At 69.3% G+C, this 24,356-nt stretch carries 22 protein-coding genes; 15 read left to right on the top strand and 7 right to left on the bottom strand.

All coding sequences use genetic code 11. The features are described from left to right. Window positions 1-201: 201 nt before the first annotated feature. The 12 genes from ASC98_RS20360 (at window position 202) to ASC98_RS20420 (ending at window position 16,652) form a co-directional block, all read left to right on the top strand. Window positions 202-2,022 carry a DUF1592 domain-containing protein gene (locus tag ASC98_RS20360; protein ID WP_056812242.1) on the top strand — a complete coding sequence of 607 codons (1,821 nt, stop codon included), beginning with the start codon at window positions 202-204 and terminating at the stop codon, window positions 2,020-2,022. Continuing rightward, entirely contained in the window at window positions 2,019-3,512 is a 1,494-nt protein-coding gene (locus ASC98_RS20365; RefSeq protein WP_157598030.1) for a DUF1552 domain-containing protein, read from the top strand. Before ASC98_RS20360 ends, ASC98_RS20365 begins: the two co-directional genes overlap by 4 nt. A gap of 4 nt (window positions 3,513-3,516) precedes the next feature. Further along, a complete protein-coding gene (locus tag ASC98_RS20370; RefSeq protein WP_056812248.1) occupies window positions 3,517-6,105 on the top strand; it encodes a choice-of-anchor D domain-containing protein in 2,589 nt (862 codons plus the stop codon). Next, window positions 6,105-6,596, top strand: a complete 492-nt coding sequence (locus tag ASC98_RS20375; RefSeq protein WP_056812251.1) for a TlpA disulfide reductase family protein — start codon at window positions 6,105-6,107, stop codon at window positions 6,594-6,596. The genes ASC98_RS20370 and ASC98_RS20375 overlap by 1 nt, the downstream gene beginning before the upstream one ends. Before the next feature lie 7 nt (window positions 6,597-6,603). Next, the gene (locus ASC98_RS20380; protein ID WP_056812254.1) at window positions 6,604-6,837 is read left to right on the top strand and encodes a DUF4266 domain-containing protein; all 234 of its coding nucleotides are present in this window, start codon (window positions 6,604-6,606) and stop codon (window positions 6,835-6,837) included. Then, window positions 6,824-7,993 (top strand): DUF3570 domain-containing protein, encoded by a 1,170-nt coding sequence (locus tag ASC98_RS20385; RefSeq protein ID WP_082542035.1) that lies wholly within the window; start codon window positions 6,824-6,826, stop codon window positions 7,991-7,993. The genes ASC98_RS20380 and ASC98_RS20385 overlap by 14 nt, the downstream gene beginning before the upstream one ends. Window positions 7,994-8,290: 297 nt before the next feature. Then, a complete protein-coding gene (locus tag ASC98_RS20395) occupies window positions 8,291-9,637 on the top strand; it encodes a glycoside hydrolase family 5 protein (RefSeq protein ID WP_235581338.1) in 1,347 nt (448 codons plus the stop codon). A 37-nt stretch (window positions 9,638-9,674) separates the two neighbouring features. Beyond that, the gene (locus tag ASC98_RS20400; protein ID WP_082542034.1) at window positions 9,675-11,375 is read left to right on the top strand and encodes a glycoside hydrolase family 6 protein; all 1,701 of its coding nucleotides are present in this window, start codon (window positions 9,675-9,677) and stop codon (window positions 11,373-11,375) included. Between the two features lie 43 nt (window positions 11,376-11,418). Then, window positions 11,419-12,930: a polysaccharide lyase family 1 protein gene (locus ASC98_RS20405; protein ID WP_082542033.1), complete on the top strand. Its 1,512-nt coding sequence runs from the start codon at window positions 11,419-11,421 to the stop codon at window positions 12,928-12,930. Beyond that, entirely contained in the window at window positions 12,927-14,102 is a 1,176-nt protein-coding gene (locus tag ASC98_RS31350; RefSeq protein WP_200953052.1) for a hypothetical protein, read from the top strand. The genes ASC98_RS20405 and ASC98_RS31350 overlap by 4 nt, the downstream gene beginning before the upstream one ends. Then, on the top strand, window positions 14,099-15,940 hold the full coding sequence (dsbD, locus tag ASC98_RS20415; protein WP_056812273.1) for a protein-disulfide reductase DsbD: 1,842 nt from the start codon (window positions 14,099-14,101) through the stop codon (window positions 15,938-15,940). The genes ASC98_RS31350 and dsbD overlap by 4 nt, the downstream gene beginning before the upstream one ends. 67 nt (window positions 15,941-16,007) lie before the next feature. After that, a complete protein-coding gene (locus ASC98_RS20420; protein ID WP_056812276.1) occupies window positions 16,008-16,652 on the top strand; it encodes a dihydrofolate reductase family protein in 645 nt (214 codons plus the stop codon). A gap of 136 nt (window positions 16,653-16,788) precedes the next feature. Here ASC98_RS20420 and ASC98_RS20425 read toward each other — a convergent pair whose 3' ends face one another. After that, window positions 16,789-17,061 (bottom strand): hypothetical protein, encoded by a 273-nt coding sequence (locus ASC98_RS20425; protein ID WP_157604835.1) that lies wholly within the window; start codon window positions 17,059-17,061, stop codon window positions 16,789-16,791. 11 nt (window positions 17,062-17,072) lie between these two features. Here ASC98_RS20425 and ASC98_RS20430 point away from each other — a divergent pair, with 11 nt between their 5' ends. Continuing rightward, entirely contained in the window at window positions 17,073-18,233 is a 1,161-nt protein-coding gene (locus ASC98_RS20430) for a hypothetical protein (protein ID WP_235581339.1), read from the top strand. 239 nt (window positions 18,234-18,472) lie between these two features. Here ASC98_RS20430 and ASC98_RS20435 read toward each other — a convergent pair whose 3' ends face one another. Continuing rightward, window positions 18,473-18,802, bottom strand: coding sequence for a hypothetical protein (locus tag ASC98_RS20435; RefSeq protein WP_056820414.1), 330 nt, complete (start codon window positions 18,800-18,802; stop codon window positions 18,473-18,475). A 74-nt stretch (window positions 18,803-18,876) separates the two neighbouring features. Here ASC98_RS20435 and ASC98_RS20440 point away from each other — a divergent pair, with 74 nt between their 5' ends. After that, on the top strand, window positions 18,877-19,554 hold the full coding sequence (locus tag ASC98_RS20440) for a PHB depolymerase family esterase (protein ID WP_056812288.1): 678 nt from the start codon (window positions 18,877-18,879) through the stop codon (window positions 19,552-19,554). Window positions 19,555-19,608: 54 nt separating this feature from the next. Here ASC98_RS20440 and ASC98_RS20445 read toward each other — a convergent pair whose 3' ends face one another. From ASC98_RS20445 to ASC98_RS20455, 4 genes are all read right to left on the bottom strand, one after another. Continuing rightward, the gene (locus ASC98_RS20445) at window positions 19,609-19,947 is read right to left on the bottom strand and encodes a PRC-barrel domain-containing protein (RefSeq protein ID WP_056812291.1); all 339 of its coding nucleotides are present in this window, start codon (window positions 19,945-19,947) and stop codon (window positions 19,609-19,611) included. A 133-nt stretch (window positions 19,948-20,080) separates the two neighbouring features. After that, window positions 20,081-20,356, bottom strand: a complete 276-nt coding sequence (locus ASC98_RS32395) for a LysE family translocator (RefSeq protein ID WP_369820460.1) — start codon at window positions 20,354-20,356, stop codon at window positions 20,081-20,083. Further along, entirely contained in the window at window positions 20,347-20,568 is a 222-nt protein-coding gene (locus ASC98_RS32400; RefSeq protein WP_369820459.1) for a hypothetical protein, read from the bottom strand. Before ASC98_RS32400 ends, ASC98_RS32395 begins: the two co-directional genes overlap by 10 nt. 78 nt (window positions 20,569-20,646) lie before the next feature. Next, complete coding sequence (locus ASC98_RS20455) at window positions 20,647-22,701, bottom strand: M14 family metallopeptidase (RefSeq protein WP_056812293.1); 2,055 nt, start codon at window positions 22,699-22,701, stop codon at window positions 20,647-20,649. Between the two features lie 273 nt (window positions 22,702-22,974). On the opposite strand from ASC98_RS20455, the gene ASC98_RS30680 reads away from it, so the two are divergent. Next, a complete protein-coding gene (locus ASC98_RS30680; RefSeq protein WP_157598029.1) occupies window positions 22,975-23,475 on the top strand; it encodes a hypothetical protein in 501 nt (166 codons plus the stop codon). A 7-nt stretch (window positions 23,476-23,482) separates the two neighbouring features. Here the strand turns inward: ASC98_RS30680 and ASC98_RS20465 are convergent, their stop codons facing one another. Then, window positions 23,483-24,127, bottom strand: coding sequence for a glutathione S-transferase family protein (locus ASC98_RS20465; protein WP_056812299.1), 645 nt, complete (start codon window positions 24,125-24,127; stop codon window positions 23,483-23,485). Between the last annotated feature and the right edge of the window lie 229 nt (window positions 24,128-24,356).

Genomic DNA, 24,356 nt, shown 5'->3' on the forward strand with positions numbered 1-24,356 from the left:
CACCGAACGGCTGTTTCAACTCGTCACCGTTACGCCTGTTGCGACCAGTTTCGTGCCGTTGTTCTCCTCGTACAGGCACACCTCAGTCATGTCTCCGTCAATTCTCCTGAGAGCGTTTTCAACAGAATCGCGCCCCGAAGCACGATCCGACGCCATCGAAGTTGATGGCCCAAGCAACCTAGCCACGCAACCGAGAGCACCATGCGATCGCACCTCCTAGCCCTCTGTGTCGCCGCGCTGGCCGCGGCCTGCAATGGCGACTCGAGTGAATCGACGCCCGCTGCCGGCGCGCCGCCGAACGGCAGCACCGGCAACCCCGTGGTCGTGCCTGCCGGCACCGACCCCCATGCGCAGATCGCCGCGGTGACGATCGCCGCGGCGACGCCCGGCGACGTCGCCGGCCCCGGCTGCAGCGCACCCGGCGTGCCGCGCCGGCTGACGCGCGACCAGGTCGTCAACGCGCTGACCGACGTGACCACCGCGCTGACCGCCGACGCGACGCTCGCCGCGAGCGTCGGACCGCTGGTGCGCGACACCACGCAGTTCCCGCCGGACGTCGCAGTCAACCCCGATACATCTCGGCACAAAGGTTACGAACGCTTGGATTCGGGCGTGAACCTGCGCCAGGTGACCGCGCTGCACGACACCGCCGAGGCGCTCGCGAAGTCGATGACCGCCGACGCGACGCGCTTGAACACGCTGCTCGGCAGCTGCACCGGCACCGCGGATGCATGCGTCACCGGCTTCATCCGCAAGGCCGGCCGGCTGCTCTTTCGCCAGCCGCTGACCGATGCCGAAGTCAACGTCTACCGCACCGCCGCCGGCAATGCCGCGAGTCAGGCCTCGGTGGCCAAGGTGCTGGGCACGATGATCGCGTCGCCGAAGTTCTACTTCGTCGTCGAGAAGGGCCAGGCGCCCACCGATGCGAACGCCACCTGCACCTCGCTGACGGCGCACGAACAGGCCACGCGGCTCGCGCTGCACTTCTGGAATTCGATTCCCGACGCGGCGCTGAACACGCTGGCCGACGACGGCTCGCTGCTGCAGCCCGCCGTCTACACCCAGCAGATCCAGCGCCTGATGGCCGACAGCCGCTCCGACCGCGCGATGCGCGACTTCTTCGGCGGCTGGTTCCGGCTGCAGGAGCTGGTGGCACTCGACGGCAAGGTCGGCGACCCGAAGTTCGACGCGTTCGCCGGCAGCTTCAAGCCGCTGCCGACCTCGCGCGACGCGGCGGTCAACGAGGTGCTGGACATGGTGTCGTACCTGGCGGCGCGCAATGCCTCGCTGCAGCAGGTGCTGACCGACCGCCACTCGTATGCGAAGACGGCCGACATCGCCTCGCTCTACAAGACCGCGGTGTGGGACGGCAAGTCCGCCCCGCCGCTGTTCACCGAAGCCTCGCGCGTGGGCCTGCTCACCCGCATCGGCTTCATCGCCCAGGGCTCGACCGACACGACGCTGCCGATCTCGCGCGGCAGCCGCGTGCTGTTCGGGCTGACCTGCGAAGCGATGCCGACCCCGGCGATGGACCAATCGAACTCGAAGGCGGACCTCACGGGCGTGCTGACCACTCGTCAGCGCGTCGAGCGTGTCACCGAAATGGAGGGCACCTCGTGCATCGGCTGCCACAAGACGCAGATGAACCCGTGGGGCTTCGCCTTCGAGGGCTTCGACTCGCTGGGCCGCGCGCGCAGCACCGAACGCGTGCTCGATGACAAGGGCGGGGTGCTCGGCGAGAAGCCGATCGACACCGCCGCGCTGGTGCGGCTGGCCGATGGCTCGTCGCGCGCCGTCAGCTCGCCGTCGGCCACGCAGCAGTACATCCTCGACAGCGGCCAGTTCGAGCGCTGCTTCGCACGCAACTACGTCCGCTACAGCTTCGGCCGTTCCGAGACCGCCGCCGACGGCGCCCTGATGGAAGCACTGCGCGTGCAGGCCGCCAACGGCGCCAACCTGCGCAGCCTGTTCGCTTCGATCGCGCTGCGCACCGAGTTCACCACGATCCAGAGGGCGAAATGAAACCCGCATTCAACCCCTTGTCACGCCGGCAGTTCCTGCTCGGCGCCGGCGGCACCGCGCTCGCCCTGCCGCTGCTGCCTTCGCTGCTGCCGCGCGAGGCGCGCGCCGCCACCGAAGCGGCGGCCTCGGCCGAGCGCTTCTTCGTGCACACCACCACCTGGCACGGCGTGTTCCAGAGCCAGTTCTTCGGGCCGCTGCTCGACCAGGCGCCTGCGGCCTCGCAAAGCTATGGCGGCATCACGATCCGCCAGGCGCAGCTCGCCGCAGCGGCGAAGGCCTCGGGCGACCTGACGGTGATCAGCGACATCCTGCGCGCCAAGAGCTCGAAGCTGAGCGCGCGCATGGTGTCGCGCATGAACGTGATCAACGGGCTGGACTTCGCGGTCGGCAGCGGCCACAACCGCGGCGGCACGCTGGGCGGCGACGCCACCAACCCGACCATCGACCAGGTGCTGGCCGCCGCAAAGAGCTTCTACCCGACGGCAGTGCTGCAGCCGGCGATCGTGCGCAACCTGGTCTCGCTGTCGAAGTCCGGCACGGCCACCGTGCAGACGACGCCGACCGCCGAAAGCAACGTCAAGCTGTTCGACCGCCTCTTCAAGAACACGGCCGGCGGCGGCGGCGGCACCACGCCGACGCCGACCGACAAGACGGTGCTGGTCGACCGCGTGAAGGAGCATGCCGACCTGGTGATGGCCGATGCCGCGTGCTCGGCCGACTGCAAGGCGCGGCTGGGCAACTACCTCGACCTGCTGAACGAAGTGGAAGGCAAGCTGGCGCAGACGCCGGTCACCAGCACCTTCCAGCGCCCGACCAGCGACACCTCGTCGCTGGAGGCGGCGGCCGGCTTCTACGGCCAGCCGGCCAGCCAGGCCCAGGTCGAATCGCTGTGGAACGACATCGTCGTCGCCGCGTTCTCGGCCGGCATCAGCCGCGTCTACGTGAACGGCGCCACGTCGTACACCTTCGGCCCGGAGCCGGAACACGCCTGGCACAACGACTACGCGCACGCGCTGGACGACACCGCCAAGCGCGCCGGCTTCAACGCCGCGGTGCAGCTGCAGTTCGAGACCTGCATGCTCGACATGGCCGCCAAGATGGACCAGGTGAAGACGGCCGACGGCAAGACGCTGTTCGACAAGGCGCTGATCGCGAGCGGTTTCGAGCTCGGCTCGGGCGGCAACCCGGGCCACCACCACAACCGCTGCATCCCGATCATTGCGCTGGGCGATGCCGGCGGCTACTTCAAGACCGGCCAGTCGCTCGACTACCGCGACCTGAATTCGTTCAACTGGTCGTCGGACCCGCACTGGTATTCGGGCCTGCTGTACACGCAGTGGATGGGCATGGTGCTGCGCGCGATGGGCGTCAGCACCAGCGACGTGAACACCACCGCGTGGGGCTACCCGAACGTGCGTGGCGCCAACGGCGACCACACCGACGCGATCTGGTCGGTGGCCGGGCAGGACCTGCCGTGGATGAAGGCCTGATGCGATGAAGCGCACCTTCTTCCACCTCCTCGCTGCCGCGGTGCTGGGCCTGGCCGCGGCCGGCCCGGCGCTCGCGCAGAGCGCCACCAACGGCCAGATGCTGTTCACGACCACGCTGGTCGCCGGCAAGCAGAGCTGCAACAACGGCGCCTGCCACGGCTCGATCCCGGCGAACCCGCTGAACCGCATCGCCAACGGCACGAGCGCGTCCAACATCAAGGGCATCATCCCGAAGAACACGCAGATGAGCTTCCTGTCGGGCAAGCTCACCGATGCGCAGCTGAACGACCTGGCGGCCTACATCGGCCAGCAGCTCGGCCGCACGCCGAGCTACCTGCCGACCACGTCGGAACCGGCGCCGTCGATCAGCCCGGGCAGCCTCAGCTTCACCAGCCAGTCGCTCGGCACCACCAGCGCGGCGCAGACCTTCTCGGTCAACAACTCGGTGGGAGCGGGTGCGGCGCTGGTGCTGAAGAGCATTGCGCTGACCACCGGCAGCGACTTCGCCGTGAGCGGCGGCACCTGCGCGGTGGGCACCTCGCTCGCCGCCGGCACCGCCTGCTCGGTCACCGTGACCTTCAAGCCGACGCTGGCCGGCACGCGCTCGGCCACGCTGACGGTGGGCCACAACGGCGCCACCGGCAGCAGCACCGCGTCGCTGTCGGGCACCGGGGCCGACAACTCGCCGGCGGTGACGCTGTCGCCGACCACGCTGACGTTCTCGCAGACGGTGGGCGCGGCCAGCGACCCGCTGCGCGTGACGCTGGGCAACAGCGGCACCGCGGCGCTGACGGTCAACACGCTGACGGTGAGCGGCGCGCAGGCGTCGGAGTTCACGATCGCCTCGAGCTCGACCTGCAAGGCCGCCGGCAGCGTCGCCGCGGGCAGCAACTGCTTCATCGACATCAGCTTCAAGCCGACCGCCACCGGCGCGCGCGCCGCGAGCCTGGTGATCGGCCACAGCGCAAGCAGCAGCGGCTCGACGGTGACGCTGAGCGGCACCGGCACCGCGAACGCCCAGCCGGGGCTGGCGCTGGACGCGATCGTGCTGGACCTGGGCGCGCAAGGCCTCGCGACGACCGGTGCCGCGCGCACCGCGACCGTCACGAACAACGGCCAGGCCGACCTGAAGATCAGCAAGGTCAGCGCGAGCGGCACCAACGCCGCCGACATCGTGCTCGGCGGCACCTGTGCCGCCGCGACGGTGGCACCGGCCGCGACCTGCACGGTGACGGTGGCGCTGAAACCGAGCGCGCTCGGCCCGCGCTCGGCCAGCGTCGACATCGCCAGCAACGCACCCGGCGGCACGGCCTCGCTGTCGGTCGGCGGGGTCGGCATCGCGATCGCGTCGCCGGAGCTGACGCTGTCGCAACCGGCGATCGGCTTCGGCCAGGTGTCGATGGGCACCACGTCGATCCCACGCTCGGTCACGCTGACCAACACCGGCAGCGCGGCGCTGCAGATCGCCAGCATCGTCAGCAGCTCGACCGAGTTCAAGGCGACGCACGACTGCGCGACCAGCCTCGTGCCCGGCGCCGGCTGCAAGCTGACGGTGACCTACGCACCGGTCGCAGACAACGCGGCAGAGACGGTGACGATCACGTCGAACGCGTTCAGCTCGCCGAACAGCGTGGTGCTGACCGGCCTGGGCACGACGGCGGTGCTGCCGGTGCTGGCCTGGTCGGGCAACACCAACACGCTGCAGTTCGCGTCGACCGAGGTCGGCAAGACGGCGACCGGCGCGCCGCTGACGCTGGTCAACAACGGGCCGGGCCCGGTGACGGTGTCGTCGATCGGCACCTCGGGCGCGCAGGCCGAGAACTTCTCGGTCGGCGGCGGCACCTGCCTGGGCGGCGTGACGCTGGCGGCGAACGCGAGCTGCACGGTGATCGTCAGCTTCGTGCCCGACGTGGCCGGCGTGCGCAGCGCGGTGCTGCTGGTCGCCTCCAGCGGCAGCAACCCGCCGGAGGTCGCGCTGAGCGGCAGCGGCGTGGCGGGCTCGACCGGCGGCGGTGGCGGCACGACCCCCGACCCGGGCGGTGGTGGCGGCACCACGCCGCCCGGCGGCGGCGGCGGCACGACGCCGCCGGACACCGGAGGAGGCACCCCGGCCACCGGCACGCTCGCCGTCACGCCGACCGCGCTCGACTACCGGTCGATCGCGATCCGCACCGGCGACCGCAGCGAGCCGCTGACGGTGCGCATCGCCAACAGCTCGGCGACGACCGCGACCATCTCGTCCGTCACGACGAGCGCCGGCTTCATCGTCTCGTCCGGCTCGGCCGCGGACGCCTGCCCGGGCGTGCCGTGGACGCTGGCGGCCGGCAAGTCGTGCACCGTGACGGTGGTGTTCGCGCCCGGCACCGGCGGCGCGATGCACGGCACGCTGAAGGTGACCTCGGCCGCCGGCCAGACCACCGAGGTGCCGCTGTCGGCGCAGGCCGAGACGCCGTCGACCAACGAAGGCGCCGGCGCGCTCGACGCCCGCTGGCTCGCGCTGCTGCTGCTAGCCATCGCGGCGCTGCAGCTGCGCCGCCGCTCTGCGCCCGCGGACTCCGCTTCCCTGATCCCTGTCTCGAAGGAACTGCCCTGATGAACCGCTTGTCCGCCCTCACGCTGGCCCTGTGCGCCAGCCTCTTCGCCGCACTGCCCGCGGCCGCCATCGACGCCGGCACCGCGGCGCCGGAATTCCAGCTGAACGGCTCGCGCGGCGCGGTGAACCTGGGTGCCCTGAAGGGCAAGGTGGTGTACCTCGACTTCTGGGCCTCGTGGTGCGGCCCGTGCAAGCAGTCGTTCCCGTGGATGAACGAGATGCAGGCGAAGTACGGCGCGAAGGGGCTGCAGATCGTCGGCATCAACCTCGACGCGAAGCGCGCCGACGCCGACAAGTTCCTGGCCGAGGTGCCCGCGACCTTCGTGCTGGCCTTCGATGCGCAGGGCGACACGCCGAAGCGCTACGGCATCAAGGGCATGCCGACCTCGGTGCTGATCGGTGCCGACGGCAAGGTGGTGCAGATGCATTCCGGCTTCCGCGACGAAGAGCGCAAGGCGCTCGAAGACGCGATCGTCGCGGCCCTGAAGTGATCGGCCGATGACCATGAAGACGACTCTCGCCACCGCCCTCGTGCTCGCGCTCGCCGCCGGGCTCGGCGGCTGCTCCGCGCTGCAACCGCCGCAACCGTGGGAGAAGGGCCTGCTCGCGAAACCGGAAATGACCCTCGGCGGCGACGCGCTCGAAGGGCGCTTCGACGTGCACATCCTGAACAGCAAGGAAGCGGCCTCGGGCGGCTCGGGCGTCGGTGGAGGCGGTTGTGGCTGCAACTAAGCTTTCCGGCAACCTCGTCGCCGCCGCGCTGGCGCTGCCGGGCGTGCTGCTCGCGGGCGCCGCTCGCGCCGAAGACCCGCCGGAGCACGGGCTGATCGCGTTCAAGTACCTGCAGTACAAGGACAGCCAGGCCGTCAACGTCCGCTACCCGTACTACGACGGCAGCGAAGGCAGCCGGATGAACCGCATCACCGTGAAGGCGCCGTCGCTGTACGTGCTGGCGCCGATCGGCCGCTGGTCGGTCGAAGGCTCGGGCGTGATCGACGACGTGTCGGGCGCGACGCCGCGCTACTACAGCGACGTGTCGGGCGCGTCGCGCTCGCCGGGCATGGAAGACAAGCGCAAGGCCGGCGACCTGAAGGTGACGCGCTACTTCGAGCGCGGCGCGCTCGCGCTCGGCACCGCGCACTCGAGCGAGAACGACTACAAGTCGAGCGCGCTGTCGCTCGAAGGCCGCATCGCGACCGCCGACAACAACACCACCTTCAACCTCGGCATCGCCGGCACGCGCGACCGCATCGATCCGGTCAACGGCATCGTGGTCGACGAACGCAAGACCACGTCGGAGCTGACGCTGGGCGTGACGCAGGCGCTGTCGCCGCGCGACATCGCGCAGCTGAGCCTGACCTACTCGGTGGGCCGCGGCTATTTCGACGACCCGTACAAGCTGTACGACCACCGACCGCGCGAGCGCGACGCCAGCATCGGCATGCTGCGCTGGAACCACCATTTCGAATCGGTGTCGGGCACGCTGCGCGCGAGCTACCGCTACTACAGCGACACCTTCGGGATCCGCGCGAACACGCTGGAGACGGCGTGGGTGCAGCCGGTGTCGGACCTGTTCTCGGTGACGCCGTCGTTCCGCTACTACACGCAGAACGCCGCGTCGTTCTACTACGACCCGGTGCAGGACACCGCGGTGTACCCGGGGCCGGTCGGCACGCCGGCGTTCTCGTCGGCCGACCAGCGGCTGTCGGCCTTCGGCGGCATCACGCTCGGGCTGAAGCTGGAACTGCATTGGGGCAACTGGACCACCGACCTGAAGCTCGAGCGCTACCAGCAGCGCTCGGACTGGCGCCTCGGCGGCAAGGGCTCGCCCGGCATCGACACCTTCGACGCGACGATCGTGCAATGGGGTCTCGCGACCCGCTTCTGAGTGTCACCAGCATGAATGCACGCGGCGTCCGCCCAGAAACCCCGTTCACCCTGAGCCTGTCGAAGGGTCGGAGCGGGCTGGGTCAGGCGTTTGCGCACACACCGTTCGCACTGGGCCTGTCCTTCGGCGAACTCGGGATGAGCGGGGGCATGCCCCCGTTCGGACTGAGCTTGTCGAAGGCCCGCGTGCTCCGGCCACGACCCTTCGACACGGGCCTTCGACAAGCTCAGTCCCTGCTCAGGGCGAACGGGCGTGGCGATGCGCCGCTTCCTTCTTGATTGCCACGAGACCCTGTCCATGAACGACACCCTCTTCCGTTCCCGCCGCATCGCGCTCAGCGCCTTGCTGGTGCTGGCCGCATGCGGCGGCGGCAATGACGACGCGCCCGCACCGTCGCCAGTGGGTGGGGGGACGCCTGCTCCGGCACCCGCTCCTGCACCGTCGCCGTCGCCCGCTCCTGCGCCGGCTCCTTCGCCTTCGCCGGCACCTGCTCCTGCCCCCGCGCCGACGCCTTCACCGGCACCGGCGCCCGCTCCCGCTCCCGCCCCTGCGCCTGCACCTGCACCTGCACCTGCACCTGCACCTGCACCTGCACCTGCTCCTGCACCTGCTCCGGCGCCCGCGCCCGCGCCGGCACCGGCTCCTTCGCCGGCTCCTGCTCCTGCTCCCGCGCCGGCACCCGCCCCGGCCCCGGCCCCTTCGGCCGCCACGCTGTCCTGGCGCGCCGTCAGCCTGGCCAGCGCCGAGTTCGCGCCCGGCAACCTGCCCGGCACCTACAACACCGACTACGTCTACCCGACCGCCGCCAGCGTCAGCTACTTCAAGGCCAAGGGCATGAACGCGGTGCGCCTGCCCTTCCTGTGGGAGCGGCTGCAGCCGTCGCTGAACCAGGCCTTCGACGCGACCGAGCTGTCGCGCCTGACCACGTTCGTGCAGCAGGTCACCGCGACCGGCGTCACGGTGCTGATCGATCCGCACAACTACGCGCGCTACCGCGGCAACCTGGTCGGCTCGGCGCAGGTGCCGAACGCCGCGTTCGCCGATTTCTGGTCGCGCCTGGCGACGCAGTTCAAGGGCAACCCGAACGTCGCGTTCGGGCTGATGAACGAACCGCACGACATCGCGACCGAGCAGTGGCTGGCCGCCGCCAACGCCGCGCTGGCCGCGATCCGCAACACCGGCGCGACCAACGTCGTCACCGTGCCGGGCAACGCCTGGACCGGCGCGCACAGCTGGCTCGAGAACTGGTACGGCACCGCGAACGGCACCGTGATGAAGGGCATCGTCGACCCGGGCAAGAACATGGTGTTCGAGGTGCACCAGTACCTCGACGGCGATTCGTCCGGCACCAGCCCGAATTGCCCGAGCGCCACCATCGGCGCCGAGCGCCTGCAGGCCTTCACCACCTGGGCGCGCAGCAACGGCTACCGCGCCGTGCTCGGCGAGGTGGGCGCCGCGTCGAACGCCACCTGCGACCAGGCGGTGGCCGGCGCGCTCGACCACCTGAAGTCCAACACCGACGTCTGGGCCGGCTGGGTCTGGTGGGCCGCCGGCCCCTGGTGGGGCAGCTACATGTATTCGATCGAACCCGCAGGCAGCACCGACAAGCCGCAGATGGCCGTGCTGAAGCCGTACCTGCAGTGACCTCTGCATCCGCTTTCAACACATCGAGGGAATCCCCATGAAGAACCAAAAACGCCAGCGCGGACGCGCCGGTGTGAGCCTGCTGTTCTCGCTCGTTCTCGCCGCCTGCGGTGGCAACGACAGCAACGACAACCCGGCGCCGTCGCCTTCGCCCGCGCCGTCGCCGGCACCGGCCCCTTCTCCGTCGCCTTCTCCGGCGCCGTCACCGTCGCCCTCCCCGGCGCCCGCGCCCTCTCCTTCGCCCGCACCGGCGCCTGCACCGACTCCGTCGCCTGCCCCCGCCCCTGCGCCGACGCCTTCTCCGGCTCCGGCTCCGTCCCCGGCTCCCGCGCCGTCGCCCGCCCCGGCGCCGTCACCCGCGCCTGCGCCGTCACCCGCGCCTGCGCCGTCACCCGCTCCTGCGCCTTCGCCGGCTCCTGCGCCCGCACCAGCGCCGGCCCCCGCGACCGGCCTGATCACCACCGGCAATCCGTTCGCCGATGCGCTGTTGTACGTCGACCCCGACTACGGTACGCAGGTCGCGCAATCGCTGACCCGCGTGACCGCATCGGCCACCGACACCGCGCTGGTGAAGGCCGCCGCCAAGTTCCCGACCGCCGTGTGGCTGGACCGCATCGCCGCGATCGATGGCGCCAAGAGCACAGGCGGTGCCATGGGCCTGGTCGACCACCTCGATGCAGCCGTCGCGCAGCAGAAGGCGCTGAGCGGCAGCACGCTGAAGCCGATGGCAATCCAGCTCGTCGTGTACGACCTGCCCGACCGCGACTGCGCGGCGCTGGCGTCGAACGGCGAGCTGAGCTCGGCCAACGACGGCATGACGAAGTACAAGACCCTGTACATCGACCGCATCGCCGAGATCCTCGCGCGCCCGGCCTATGCCGGCCTGCGCATCGTCACGGTGATCGAGCCCGACTCGTTCCCGAACATGCTGACCAACGTCGGCATCGGCAAGACGGTGTGCGATTCGGTGAACAGCAAGGGCGTGTACGTGCAGGGCATCCAGTACACGCTGAACAAGCTGTCGACGCTGAAGAACGTGTACATGTACCTCGACATCGCGCACTCCGGCTGGCTCGGCTGGGACAACAACCGCGCGAAGGCGATCGACGGCTTCAAGACCCTGGTGAAGGGCGCGACGACTAGCGGCAACCTCGGCATCATCCGCGGCTTCGCGAGCAACACCGCAAACTACACACCGCTGGACGAGCCGTACTTCGACGGCACCGACAACAACGTGAAGTCGGGCGGCACCACCGAGTTCTACGAGTGGAACCGGATGATCGACGAGCTCAGCTACACCGACAAGCTGCGCAGCGAGTTCGTCGCGGCCGGCTTCCCGGACACGCTGTCGTTCATCATCGACACCTCGCGCAACGGCTGGGGCAGCGCGAAACGGCCCACCGGCCCGGCCGCCGACGTCGACGACATGCGCATCGACCGCCGCACCGCGCGGGGCAACTGGTGCAACGTGAAGGACACCGGCATCGGCGAGCGCCCGCGCGCCAACCCGGATGCGGCGCGCCCCCACCTCGACGCGTTCGTGTTCGTGAAGCCGCCCGGCGCTTCCGACGGCACCAGCGACAGCACGGCCAACACGCCGAATGCCGAAGGCAAGCGCTTCGACGCGATGTGCGGCTCGGGCAACGTCGACGCGCTGAGCGGCGCGCCGCATGCCGGCCAGTGGTTCCACGACCAGTTCCTGATGCTGCTGCGCAACGCCAGCCCGGCGATCAAGTGACATCCAACGCACCTGCTTCGACATTCCTCCTGGAACCACTCCAATGAATCAATTCCACCGCCCCCGCGCCGCGGCCCTGGCCGTCGCTGCGCTGTTCGCCAGCGTCGCCTCGCCCGCCTTCGCGAAGGACTGGCCGTCCGGCTACTCGAAGTGCGCCGATGAAGGCGAGACCTGCAGGATCGGCACGACCAAGCGCTCGGTCTCGTTCGGCATCAAGGACAAGTTCGTCACGAAGACGCTGTCGGGCAACATCGCCTGCACCACCGCGACCTTCGGCTCGGACCCGTACCCGGGCAAGGCAAAGAAGTGCGCGGTCGGCGCGGCTGCTGCGCCTGCACCGGCGCCGGCACCTTCGCCTGCCCCGGCGCCTGCCCCCGCACCGGCTCCGACGCCTGCTCCCGCCCCTGCGCCGGCTCCCGCGCCTGCCCCGGCTCCGGCCCCCGCGCCGTCGGCCGATGCCAGCACCGAGGTCGCTCCGTCCACCGGCTGGGCCAGCCAGGCCGGCGGCACGCGCGGCGGCTCGACCGCAGCAGCGGCGGCGATCTACAAGGTCGATACCGCGACCGAACTGCTGGCCGCGATCAAGGCGGGCGGCGACACCGCGAAGATCATCAAGGTGACCGGTCGCATCGACATGGCCGCTGCCGACAACGGCGGTGCGTTCAAGAGCACCTCGGACCAGGCCAATCGCGGCGAGCTGAAGCTCGGCAGCAACACGACGCTGATCGGCGTCGGCGCGACCGCCGGCTTCGTCAACGCCAACATCAAGATCAACGGCGTCGACAACGTGATCGTGCGCAACCTGACCATCGTCGACCCGTGCGACGTGTCGCCGCTGTGGGACCCGAACGACGGCTCCAGCGGCAACTGGAATTCGGAGTTCGACGGCATCACGGTGGACGACTCGACCCACGTCTGGATCGACCACAACAAGTTCACCGACACCCCGGTCACCGACGACCTGCTGCCGGTCGTCAACGGCAAGCGCAAGCAATGCCATGACGGCTCGCTGGACGTGAAGAACGGTTCGGACTACGTGACGATCTCGAACAACGTCTTCGACCAGCACGACAAGAACAACCTGATCGGCTCGTCGGACAGCAAGACCACCGACAACGGCCACCTGACGGTGACCTTCCACAACAACCTGTTCACCAACATCACCGAGCGCGCACCGCGCGTTCGCTTCGGCAAGGTGCACGTCTACAACAACCTGTACCAGGGCAGCACAGCCAACGCCGCCTACCCGTACGGCTACAGCATCGGCGTGGCCTACCTGGCGAAGATCATCTCGGAGAACAACGTGTTCGAGATCCAGGGCGCCAACAGCTGCGCGAGCGTGATGAAGAACCCGGGTTCGTCGAGCAAGACCGGCGCGATCACCGAAGCCGGCTCGCTGCTGAACGGCGCGGCGCTGAACATGTCGCAGTGCAGCTTCGCGAGCGACGTGGGCTGGACGGTGCCGTACAGCCGCAGCGCACTGCTGCCGGCGGCGTCGGTGAAGGCCTCGGTGCTGGCGCAAGCCGGCGTCGGCAAGCTGACGGTGAAGCCATGAGATCCGGCGCGGGCCTGGGCCCGTTGTTCATCGCGGTGTCGGCGGTGCTGCTGAGCGGTTGCGGTGGTGGGACCGACGACACGAAATGGAGCGGCGGCAACGACAACGGTTCGGCGCTCGGGCCGGTGACTGGCACGCCAGCGCCGTCTCCCTCGCCCGCGCCGTCCCCGGCTCCGGCGCCTTCACCGGCGCCTGCACCGTCACCGGCCCCCGCGCCCGCGCCTTCTCCGTCACCGGCGCCGGCGCCTTCCCCTGCGCCCGCACCGGCACCGGCACCTGCACCAGCGCCGGCCCCCACGCCTGCGCCAGCGCCTGCTCCCACGCCGGCACCTGCCCCGGCGCCGGCACCGACGCCCGCTCCGGCACCTGCGCCCTCCCCTGCGCCCTCCCCTGCGCCTGCGCCTGCGCCTGCGCCTGCGCCCGCACCTGCACCGGCACCGGCCCCCGCCACGCTGGCCTGCACCGACCTGGCGCTGTGCGACGACTTCGAGTCGACCACCGCCGGCGCGGTGCCGAACCCGGCGCTGTGGAGCGTGGGCGGCCCGAACTGCTTCGACAACAGCGGCAAGGCGACCATCGACAGCGCCGTCTCGCACGGCGGCAAGCAATCGGTGCGCATCGACCCGGGCAGCAGCTACTGCGGCCACGCCTTCATCATCAACAACAAGGTCGCGACGATGGGGCCGGTGGTCTACGGCCGCTTCTACATCCGGCTCGCGACCGCGCTGGGCGATCCGCACGTGACTTTCATGTCGATGCACGACGCGATCGAATCGGTGGACGGCAGCATGCAGGACCTGCGCATGGGCGGCCAGAGCGGCATCCTGATGTGGAACCGCTCGAAGGACGACGCGACGCTGCCGTCGCTGAGCCCGACCGGCATCTCGCTGAGCGCGAAGCTGCCGGCCGCCACCTGGACGTGCATCGAGTTCGGGCTGAACTCGGCGATGGGCACGCTGCAGACCTGGGTCAACGGCACGTCGGTGGCCGCACTGCAGCTGGACTCGATGCAGACCGCCGACATCGACCAGGCCTGGCTCGCGAGCCGGCCTTCGTGGAAGCCGCAGGTCACCGACCTGAAGCTGGGCTGGGAAGCCTATGGCGGCAACGGCAACACCGTGTGGCTCGACGACGTCGCGCTGCACACCAGCCGCATCGGGTGCGGATCATGACGACGTGGCGTTGGGCGGTTTCCGCGCTGGCGCTGCTGGCCGCGCCGGCCTTCGCGGCGGACGAGTTCCTCGACCCTGCGCAGGCCTTCCGCAGCAGCGTGCAGTTGCGCGATGCGAAGACCATCGAGGTGCGCCTGGACGTGGCACCGGGCTACCACCTGTACCGCGACCGGATCACGGTCGGGGCGCCGGTCGGGTCCGCGACGCTGGCCGAGCCGGTGCTGCCGCACGGCCCGCAGGAGTACGACGAAGGCTTCGGCAAGTACGTCGAGACGCTGCGCGGTGCGGTGACGGTGGCGCTGCCGGTGCGCAGCGCGAGCGGCGACTTCGCGGTCGCGATCAGCTACCAGGGGTGTGCCGACAAGGGGCTGTGCTACCCGCCGCAGAACGCCGGCCTCTCGGCACGGGTGAAGGATGGCGTGCTGCAGCAGGTGTCGTGGCTGCCGGAGGGTCTGCCGGAACCGACGGCGACCGCGGCCGCCGTGGTGGCCGCACCCGCTGCGCCGACCCCGGCCGCTCCCGCGGCGGCCGAATCGGCCAGCGGCCGTGTCGAATCGGCGCTGCGTTCGGGCAGCCTGCTGACGGTCGCCGGCGTGTTCCTGGTCGCCGGCCTGCTGCTGTCGTTCACGCCTTGCGTGCTGCCGATGGTGCCGATCCTGTCGTCGATCATCGTCGGCACCAGCGGCCCGGTGTCGCGTGCGCGCGGCTTCGGGCTGGCGCTCGCGTACTCGCTCGGCATGGCGATGGTCTACACCGCGCTCGGCGTCGCGGCCGGGCTGGCCGGCGAAGGGCTGGCCGCCGCGCTGCAGAACGCGTGGGTGCTCGGTGCGTTTGCGCTGCTGCTGGCGCTGCTGTCGCTGTCGATGTTCGGCGTGTACGAGCTGCAGATGCCGGGCGCGATCCAGGAGAAGCTGAACGCCGGCGCGGGCAAGCTGCGCGGCGGGCAGCACGTGGGCGTGTTCGCGATGGGCGGGCTGTCGGCGCTGATCGTCGGGCCTTGCGTCGCGGCGCCGCTGGCTGGCGCGCTGGTCTTCATCAGCCAGTCGCGCGACGTGCTGATCGGCGGGCTCGCGCTGTTCAGCCTGGCCGCTGGCATGAGCGTGCCGCTGCTGCTGGTGGGTGTGTCGGCCGGCTCGCTGCTGCCGCGCACCGGTGCGTGGATGGAAGGCGTGAAGCACCTGTTCGGCGTGCTGCTGCTCGGCGTCGCGCTGTGGATCGTGTCGCCGGTGCTGCCGTCAGCGGTGGTGATGGGCATCGTCGGCGCCGGGCTGCTGGTCGGCGCGGCGTGGCTGTTCGACGGGCGCGGCGCGCAGCCTTCGGGCAAGCACCGCCTGCTGCGCGGCGTGGCGCTGGTGCTGGGCCTGGTCGGCGTGGCGCAGGTGGCGGGGGCGTTGTCGGGCGGTGGCGACCTGCTGCAGCCGCTGGCGGGTTTCAGCGGCGGCGGTGCACGCGCCGGCGCGGCGCAGGCAGCGGTCGAAGGCCCCGCCTTCAAGCGCGTGCGCAACGTGGCCGAGCTCGATGCTGCGCTGGGCAGCGCGGGCGGCAAGACGGCGATGCTGGACTTCTATGCCGACTGGTGCGTCTCGTGCAAGGAGATGGAGCACCTGACCTTCAACAAGCCGCCGGTGCAGGCACGCATGAACAACGCGCTGCTGCTGCAGGTGGACGTGACGGCGAACAGCGCCGACGACAAGGCGCTGCTGAAGCGCTTCGGCCTGTTCGGACCGCCGGGCATCGTGTTCTTCGACGGCACGGGCCGCGAGAAGGCGGGCACGCGGGTGGTGGGGTTCCAGGCGCCGGCGGAGTTCGGCGAGGCGCTCACCGCAGCCGGGCTTTGAGAAGGGGGGTGTCGATCTTGATCGCAGTGGTTCGTCGTATAAGGACAACCGCTTTCAGGAGACCCCCATGTCCAGACTCAAGGTAGCTGCCTTCTCGATATCTCTCGACGGCTTCGGTGCCGGCCCCGACCAGAGCTTGCAGAACCCGCTCGGTATCGGCGGCGAGACGCTGCACGAATGGTTCTTCGGCACCACGACCTTCCAGGCGATGCTCGGCCAGCCCGGCGGCGAGACCAACGTCGACGACGGCTTCGCGAAGCGCAGCTTCGACAACATGGGCGCGTGGATCCTCGGCCGCAACATGTTCGGCCCGGTGCGCGGCCCGTGGCCCGATGATCAGTGGAAGGGCTGGTGGGGCGACAACCCGCCGTACCACGTGCCGGTGTTCGTGCTGACGCACCATGCGCGCGCGCCGCTCGAGATGAAAGGCGGCACGACCTTTCACTTCGTCACCGGCGGCATCCAAGAGGCGCTGGAGCGGGCTCGCGACGCGGCGCAAGGCAAGGACGTGCGCGTCGGCGGAGGCGTGTCGACGATTCGTCAGTACCTGCAGGCCGGGTTGATTGACGAGATGCACCTGGCAATCTCGCCGACGCTGCTGGGGCGCGGCGAACAGCTGCTCGCCGGCATCGACCTGACGGCGCAAGGCTTCCGGTGCACCGAGCATGTGGGGACGCCGAAGGCGCAGCACGTGGTGTTGGCGAAGGGCTGACGTCGTCGTCGATAGCGCCGAGAGGCTCGGCTGCATCCTGTTGCAACAACGCTCGCGATGCGAAGCCAATCGTCAATGGGCCGTCAATTCTGCTGAATTGTCGGCTCGCACAATGACGGCATGACACGCGGCCCCCTCACCTCCGCCAACACGGCCAGCGCATTGCTGTGCGCGCTGGTTCTCTCTGCTTGCGGAAGCGGCGATGACTCGGGCACCGCCGCGCCAGTGGCCAACGCACCGTCACCGTCACCGTCACCGTCACCTGCACCTGCACCTGCACCTGCACCTGCACCTGCACCTGCACCTGCACCTGCACCTGCACCTGCACCTGCACCTGCACCTGCACCTGCACCCGCTCCTGCTCCGGCTCCCGCGGCGTGCGATCCGTTGGCGCAGCGGCTGCGCGCAAGCGCTGTGACGGTGGGCGGCAACGCGGCTGCCAACGACGAGTACACCCCCGCAGTGATCGCGCCGCGCAGCGATGGCAGCGCGTGGCTGGCCTGGACCGACAAGGGCGCAGCGTCCATCCGCATGGCCTCGCTGACGGCCGCGGATGCCCTCGACCGCGCGCTGCCCGGCGTGCCCGGCCTGGAGGTGCACGCCATGCTCTCGACACCCGGTGGCGCGGCACTGGCGGTCGTCGCCGACGATCCCGACATCTACTCGCCCAAGTACTGCCGCGGCAGCAGCACACCCGACAAGAATGTCTGCGGCAAGATGGAGCTGGTGCGCCTCAGCGCCGATGGCACGTCGCTGTCGCGCACCACGCTGACGAAGAAGGGCAACGTCGACAGCGTCGGCGCGCAGTTCATCTGGTGGTACGGCCACACCGCGCGGCTCGCCACCGACGGCGCCACCATCGGCATCTACTACCGCTCGGCGATGTCCACCGCCCGCCCTGGCGTGGCGGGCGAGGTCGACATCCATGCCGGCGACACGCTGAAGTTCGTCGATGCCAACGGCAAGGCGGTCGCGGGCGGCTGGGACTGGGGCTGCAGCCACAGCTGGTCGGTGCGCACCGCCTACAACGGCAGCCAATGGGGCGCGACCTGCCACGGCGATGCCTACCCGAACGCGATGCAGCACGCCCGCCTGTCCACGCTGACCGCCGCGGCAGACTCGCTGCAGTGGCTGGCCGCCACCGACCCGACGCAGCGCGCGCTGGGTGGCCTGGTCGGCGCAAGCGACGGCTTCTGGATGAACTTCATCCAGCCCGCGGCCAATGGCGGCCTGTCCCTGCAACTCGCCAAGCTGCCGAACCGCGGCACCGCACCGGTCCAGCAGATCGGCATCGGCGCCGCCACCGGCCTCGACACCGGCTACCCCTTCCGCCCGTACATGGCGGCCCTCGGCAGCGACCGGCTGCTGCTCGGGTGGAAGTCTGGCGGCGCGCTGATGTTGGCGGTGGCCCAGGCGACAGATGGAAAGATCGTCGAAGGGCCGGTCGCATCCGGCCTCTCGATCGACTCATTCCAGGACATGGTCACGGCCCCCAACGGCGATGTCGTCTGGGCCTACGGCAGCGGCGGCTCGCAGATCAAGGTCAACCGCGTGGCGGCATGCCGACTGCCCACTCAGTGAGTTGAAACGCTGTGCCGCCGGCTCACGCTGGCAAAAGCGAGTGGCTTGCATCCTGTTGCAACAACCCATGCCACGACCCATCAATCGTCAATGGGTCGTCAATTCTCCTGAAGCTCCGCCTCGCACAATGGCGCCGCAAATGGCGAGAGAGCACATCGGATGACCGGTGCACCGTTGTTTGACGCACAGGAGTTTCACGATGAGCACGACGCGCCGACACCTCACACACGCCAAAGCGGTCAGCACATTGCTGTTTGCGCTGGTTCTCTCCGCTTGCGGCAGCGGCGACGACTCGGACGCGCCGGCGCCACCATCTGCTGCGCCTGCTCCAGCGCCCGTACCGGCACCTGCGCCTGCGCCTGCGCCTGCACCAGCACCAGCACCAGCACCAGCGCCTGCACCAGCACCAGCACCAGCACCAGCGCCAGCACCAGCACCAGCACCAGCACCAGCACCAGCACCAGCACCAGCGCCAGCGCCCGCACCCGCACCCGCACCCGCACCCGCACCCGCACCCGCACCTGCACCTGCACCTGCACCAGCACCGGCACCGGCACCGGCACCCGCACCTTCGAACTTCAGCGCCGGGTGCGGCAAGGCCGCCCAGTTTGCGAGCGGCAAGTACACGCTGTCTTCAGATGGCGTGACGCGCGAGTTCTGGGTTCGCCTTCCGTCGGGCTACAAGAGCGACAAGGCCTATCCGTTGATCGTCGGACTCCACTGGCGCGACGGCAGTGCGACGGATGTCTACAACGGCAACAGCTGGGCCAGCGGCAAGCCCTTCTATGGCTTGAAGGAGCTGTACGGCGAGAGCGCGATCTTCGTCGCGCCGGCCGGCCTGGACGCCGGCTGGGCCAATCCGAATGACCGCGACATCCGCTTCATCGGCGCGATGGTCACCCAGCTGAAGCAGGGGCTTTGCACCGACACCAGCCGCACGTTCGCGACCGGGTTCAGCTTTGGCGGAATGATGTCGAACGCGATCGGTTGCCAGATGGGCGACGTGTTCCGCGCCGTGGCACCGATGTCGGGATCCGTCTGGAGCGGTTGCGCCACGTCCTCGAACAAGACCGCGGCGATCCTGTTGCATGCCAAGGAAGATGCCGTCGTCGGCTATCAGTTCGGCGAAGAGGCGCGAGACAAGTACGTCGCCAAGAACAGCTGCACGCCGACCACCGCCGCGATCGGCGCCAATGGCTGCGTGATCTACCAGGGCTGCACCGACAACAAGCCGGTGGCTTGGTGCGGGTACAGCAACGGCGGGCACTGGCCGCCGGGGTTCGCCGCGACGGAGATCAAGTCGTTCTTCGACCGCTTCTGAAACGCCGAGGGCACGGCAAGGGGCCGTGCCCTCGGTGAGACTGGAGAGGGCCGCTTACCAGCCCACGCCGTAGTAGTCGTACACCTTGCGGCCGTAAGTGTCGTCATACGACGGCTCGTCGTTCTCGGCATAGCGCGGCGCGCCTTCGAGCTGCCTTTCCGACAGCGGCACGACATAGCCGTCGAGGTTGGTGTCGTACTTCAACATGGCCCACGGCACCGGGTAGCGGTCGGTGCCGACGCCGAGGAAGCCGCCGAACTCCAGCGCTGCGTAGCGCACCTGGCCGGAGCGCTTGTCGATGATCAGGTCATCGATCGAGCCGAGCTTGTCGCCGTTGCTCGCGTAGACGGTGGTGCCTTCGACCTTGTCGGAAGAGATGACGGGATTGCTCATGAGGGTCTCCTTCACTGCGCTGCCGCCTGCGACATGCCGGCGGCGTGACCCTCATTGGTCCATTGCAAGAGGCCGCACACCATCGGAGCACGCGCGGCGCGCCTGTAGGAATCTGCCGTCGGGACTTGTGCGATCAGGCGGCCTTGCTGCGCAGGCCCAGAAGACTCACACCGAGCAGCACGAAGCTACCGCCGAACACGCGGTTCAACCACCGGGCGCGGCGCGGGGCGGCGAGCTGGCCTTTGACGCTGCGCGCGAGCAGCACGTAGACCGCATGCGCGAAGACCGCGCAGCCCGCGAAGGTGACGGTGAGCACGACGAACTGCTGCGCAGCGCCGGCGCCGGCCTTCATGAACTGCGGGAACAGCGCGGTGAAGAAGAGGATCGCCTTCGGGTTGGTCAGCGCCACGGTGAGCCCGAGGTCTGCAGCACCACGCCGAGCCCGGCGGTGGCGGCGGTGGACACCAGCAGCAACCCGACCGCATTGCCGAGCGAGCTGATCATCGCGCGGGCCGGCCCGACACCGATCGAGTTGGAGACCGCCAGCAGCACGGCCGGACCGGGCGTGAAGGTGACGAACAACGAGACGAAGAGGAAGGCGAGCCAGTCGGAGAAGGCCATGGAACGGGGCGGAGGAATGAAGCGGGTCCGCCGATGTAGCGGCGGACCCTGGCCCTCACGTCGCTGGCCGAGCGGCTCTTACCAGTTGAAGCCCAGCGTGTACTTTCCGCTCGTGGCCCCGGTGCCGCCGCTGTAGAACTTCACGCGCACGTAGCGTGCCGACGCGGCGGTGCCGGTGTTGCTGACGCTGGCCGCATCGACGACGCCCACGCTCTTCTCGCTCGCGGCCAGCTGGGTGCCGGACGAGTTGTAGATGTAGAGGTCGTAGTCACTCGTTGCGTTGGGCGTCAGCGTGGCGGTCAGCGTCTTGCCGGCCGGCAGGTTCACCAGGAAGTAGTCACCGTCGGTCGACGAACCCATCGCGCCGTTCCATGTGCCGACCGCAGCCACCGTGTTGGCGGTGCCGATGTTGTCGTTCGGCTCGGTCTCGTTGTTGGGCGGCGTGACCACGCTCGCGATCTTCAGGAACTGCGCCGTCACCGGCCCCCATTGGCCCGACGACACCTTGGCGCGCACGAACACCAGGTGCTTGCCCAGCGACAGGCCGGCGGTGGCCAGCGTGCCGCTCAACGACTCGGTGGTCTGGTTGAAGCTGCCGTCGGTGGCCGCCAGCGGAATGGCCGTGGCACCGGCCACCCACGGCGGGGTGTCGATGTAGGCCTCGCCGGCGGTCACGTTGAGCGTGGGCTCGGTGCCGTTGCTCTGGTTGAAGCGGGTGTCGGTGGCCGATGCCGTCAGCGACACCGGCGTGCCGGCGAGCACGCCGCCGCCGCTCGCGTCGCTGCCGAGCGTCACCGTGGTCACGTCTGCCCCCGCAGGGATCTGGTACGGCGCGCGCACCACCTTGGCGGCGTAGATCAGCGCCGGCAGGTTCGCCGGCTTCGTCGTGTTGTTGTAGGTGGTGCAGCTCTCGAAGAAGCTGGAGCCCAGTTCGATCGTGTAGGCCGCCACGCCGAGCTCGCCATAGCTCGGGCCGTCGCTGGTGCCGTCGGTGGCGTAGAGGCCGATCGACTGCTCCGGCGTGTAGCCATTGAAGTACGCGAGGCGGCGGCCCAGCGTCTGCAGCGCGGTGGCGTTGGCCGTCGGCGTCGACGTGGTGCCCCACGGCCACAGCACCAGCTGGCTGTAGCTGTGCACGTCGATGTGGATGCCCATCGTGTCGACCGGCGCGCCGTCACCCGGGTTCGGGCCGCGGCGGTCCGGGAAGATGCTGCGGATGTAGTTCTGCACCGCCTGCGTCTCGGGCTCGGAGCCGGCCGTCGGGCCACGGTAGGTGAGGTCGCACTGGCTGCCGCTGGAGCCCGAGCCGCCGGTGCTGTTCCAGCCGAACGTGAAGTTGCGGTTCAGGTCGGCGCCGCGGGTGTTGCTGGTGGCGCCGCAGTAGGCGGTGTTGGTGTTCTTGCGCCACGAGAGCCCGCCTTCGGCCTTCTTGCGGCCGTCGGGGTTGGTCTGCAGCAGCAGGTGCACCTCGTGGTGGTCGACGATCCAGGTGGCGTCGGGGTTGGTGCCGTAGCCGTTGAGCAGCCAGCGCGCGAACTCCAGGTTCAGCGGCGCGGTGGTGTATTCGCGGGCGTGGATGGCGCTGTTGACGAACAGCTTGGGCTTGGTGCCGCCGATCGCGCTGTTGGTGATCTTCAGCACCCGCATGTCGTAGCCGCCGGAGCCGACGGTCTTCTGCCAGGAGTCGCCGATGTCGATCCAGCTCGCGAGCGTCGGATAGGTGGTGGTGAAGGCCGATGCGGCGGTGAAGGTTTCTTCGACCGTTTCGTAGCAGCTGTAGCCGGGGATGGACTGGATGGTGGCGTCGCCGGCGGCGGCGCCGGTGATGCCGGTGGCGCCATCGGTGCCGGCGCCGGTGGTGCGGCTCCTGGCGTCGGCGGCGGCCTGGATGGCGGCCAGGAAGTCGTTGCGGCGCTGGATGAACTCGGGGGCGTTCTCGATGCGGAAGCCGAAGCTGCGCAGCGCGGCGATGTCGGCCGCTTCGAGTTCGAGCACGAGGAAGCCCTGTTCGTAGTTGGATTCGAGCAGGTTGGCGTGGAAGGTGACGGCGGCCTTGCGCAGCATGGCTGCGTCGGGGTAGAAGGCCTTGTAGATGTTGGTGCGCTGCTTTTCCTGCTGTCGCAGCAGGCGCATTTCGGAGGCGGGGTCTTGAGGGGTGGCCACCTGGCCGGGCAGGCGTGTGGCGGAGGTCGACGGTGTGGACTGCTGGGACTGCTGGGACTGCTGGGACTGCGAGAAGGCTGACGGTACTGCGGAAACTGCAAGGAACAACGCGGCAAGTGCCGCCCGCGATTGCGGACGTACGTTGGTCATGGAACGCTCCCTTGTGGTTTACGGTACCAGCCCAGCTGCGTGGGCTGGATCGGCTCGCGCTCTCGAACGGGGATCGACCCATCGGAGCGCCGAATGATTCTGGGGGACTTCCCCTTGCGCGGCGATGGGGGTAACAAGATGAACAGGGTTATTTATTGGGTGTTGGCAATTGCCGCGTGTTGCGGTAATTCGCGTGCATGTGAAGGCGATGCCGCGCAATGGAGCCGCGAATTTGCTGCATTGCGAACAGTGCGCGGGCACTTTGATGGTGGAACCTGGACAGCGGATGTGGACCGCTGGCAGGGGCGCAAGCACCGGCTGATGCAATGCCTGGCTGCTGGATTGTCAGCAGCGGGGACGCCGGTGGAGCGGGTGCGGGAGCGGATGGGAGAGCCGGATGCGCGGGTGGCGTGTCCGTCGGCGGAGTGCGACGGGGTGGTGAGGCTGATGGAGGCGCGGGCGGACGGCGAGCGCTCAGTGGCCAGCGGCACTCAGCTGTGGGTCTACCAGTGGCGCGGGCAGCACGATCGATTGGTGTTCGCCGTCCTCGCCGGCAAGGTGTCTGAGGTGGGGTGGGCTTTCGCGCTGGAGTGACCCGGCGCTAGGCTGGCTCGACGCGCGCGCGGTACGACTCGATGGTCCGCTGCCACGCGGGGCGGGCCAGGCATCGATCGCGGTATGACGCCAGCTTCGGATACGGCGCGATCAATGACGCGTCCTTGATGCCCGACGAGAGCACGTGCGCCATCAGGATGTCGGCGACGGTGAAGCTGTCGGTCGCGACGAACTCGCGGTTGGCGAGCCAGCGCTCCAGGTTGCCCAGCATCCGGTGCGCCCAGCCGACGAGGAACTGGCGGTGCTTGCCGCAGCTGCCATCGGCAGACCAGTCGAGCACCATCAGGCTGAGCAGCGGCATCTCGACCGAGTTCATCGCGGCAAAGCACCAACGCATCACCTGCGCCTCGCCGGCGCGGTCGGCGGGCATCAGGCGGCCGGACTTCTTCGCCAAGTGGACGACGATGGCGGCGGATTCGGACAGCAGCAAGCCGTCATCGTCGATCGACGGGATCTGCTCGAACGGGCTGAGCCGGCGATAGGCCTCGGTGTTCAGGTCGTGCGCGGGATGGTCCATGCCGGCGATCTCGAACGGGATCTGCATCTCTTCGAGGGCCCACAGCACACGCAGGTCGCGGGTGTGGCCGCGGGCGCCGGCGTTGACTTTGGAGAAGCCGTAGAGCTTGAGCATGGGGGTCTCCTTCGCTGGGTGTTGCTTGCTGCGAAGGGTAGCGGCGTCTCAACGCAGGATGCGCAAACCCTAGCCGAGATAGATGTTGCTGCGGTGGTAATCCAAGTACATCTTCTGGGGAGCCTGTCAGTAATTTTGTGTGCGAGGCATAGCATGACGACCAGGAGCATGTATGCCAAGCAAGACGAAGACGAAGAACGAGGCGATCGCTGCGAGGACGGCGGTGCTG

The sequence above is a fragment of the Rhizobacter sp. Root1238 genome (assembly GCF_001425825.1).
In the GTDB taxonomy this organism is placed as follows: domain Bacteria; phylum Pseudomonadota; class Gammaproteobacteria; order Burkholderiales; family Burkholderiaceae_C; genus Rhizobacter.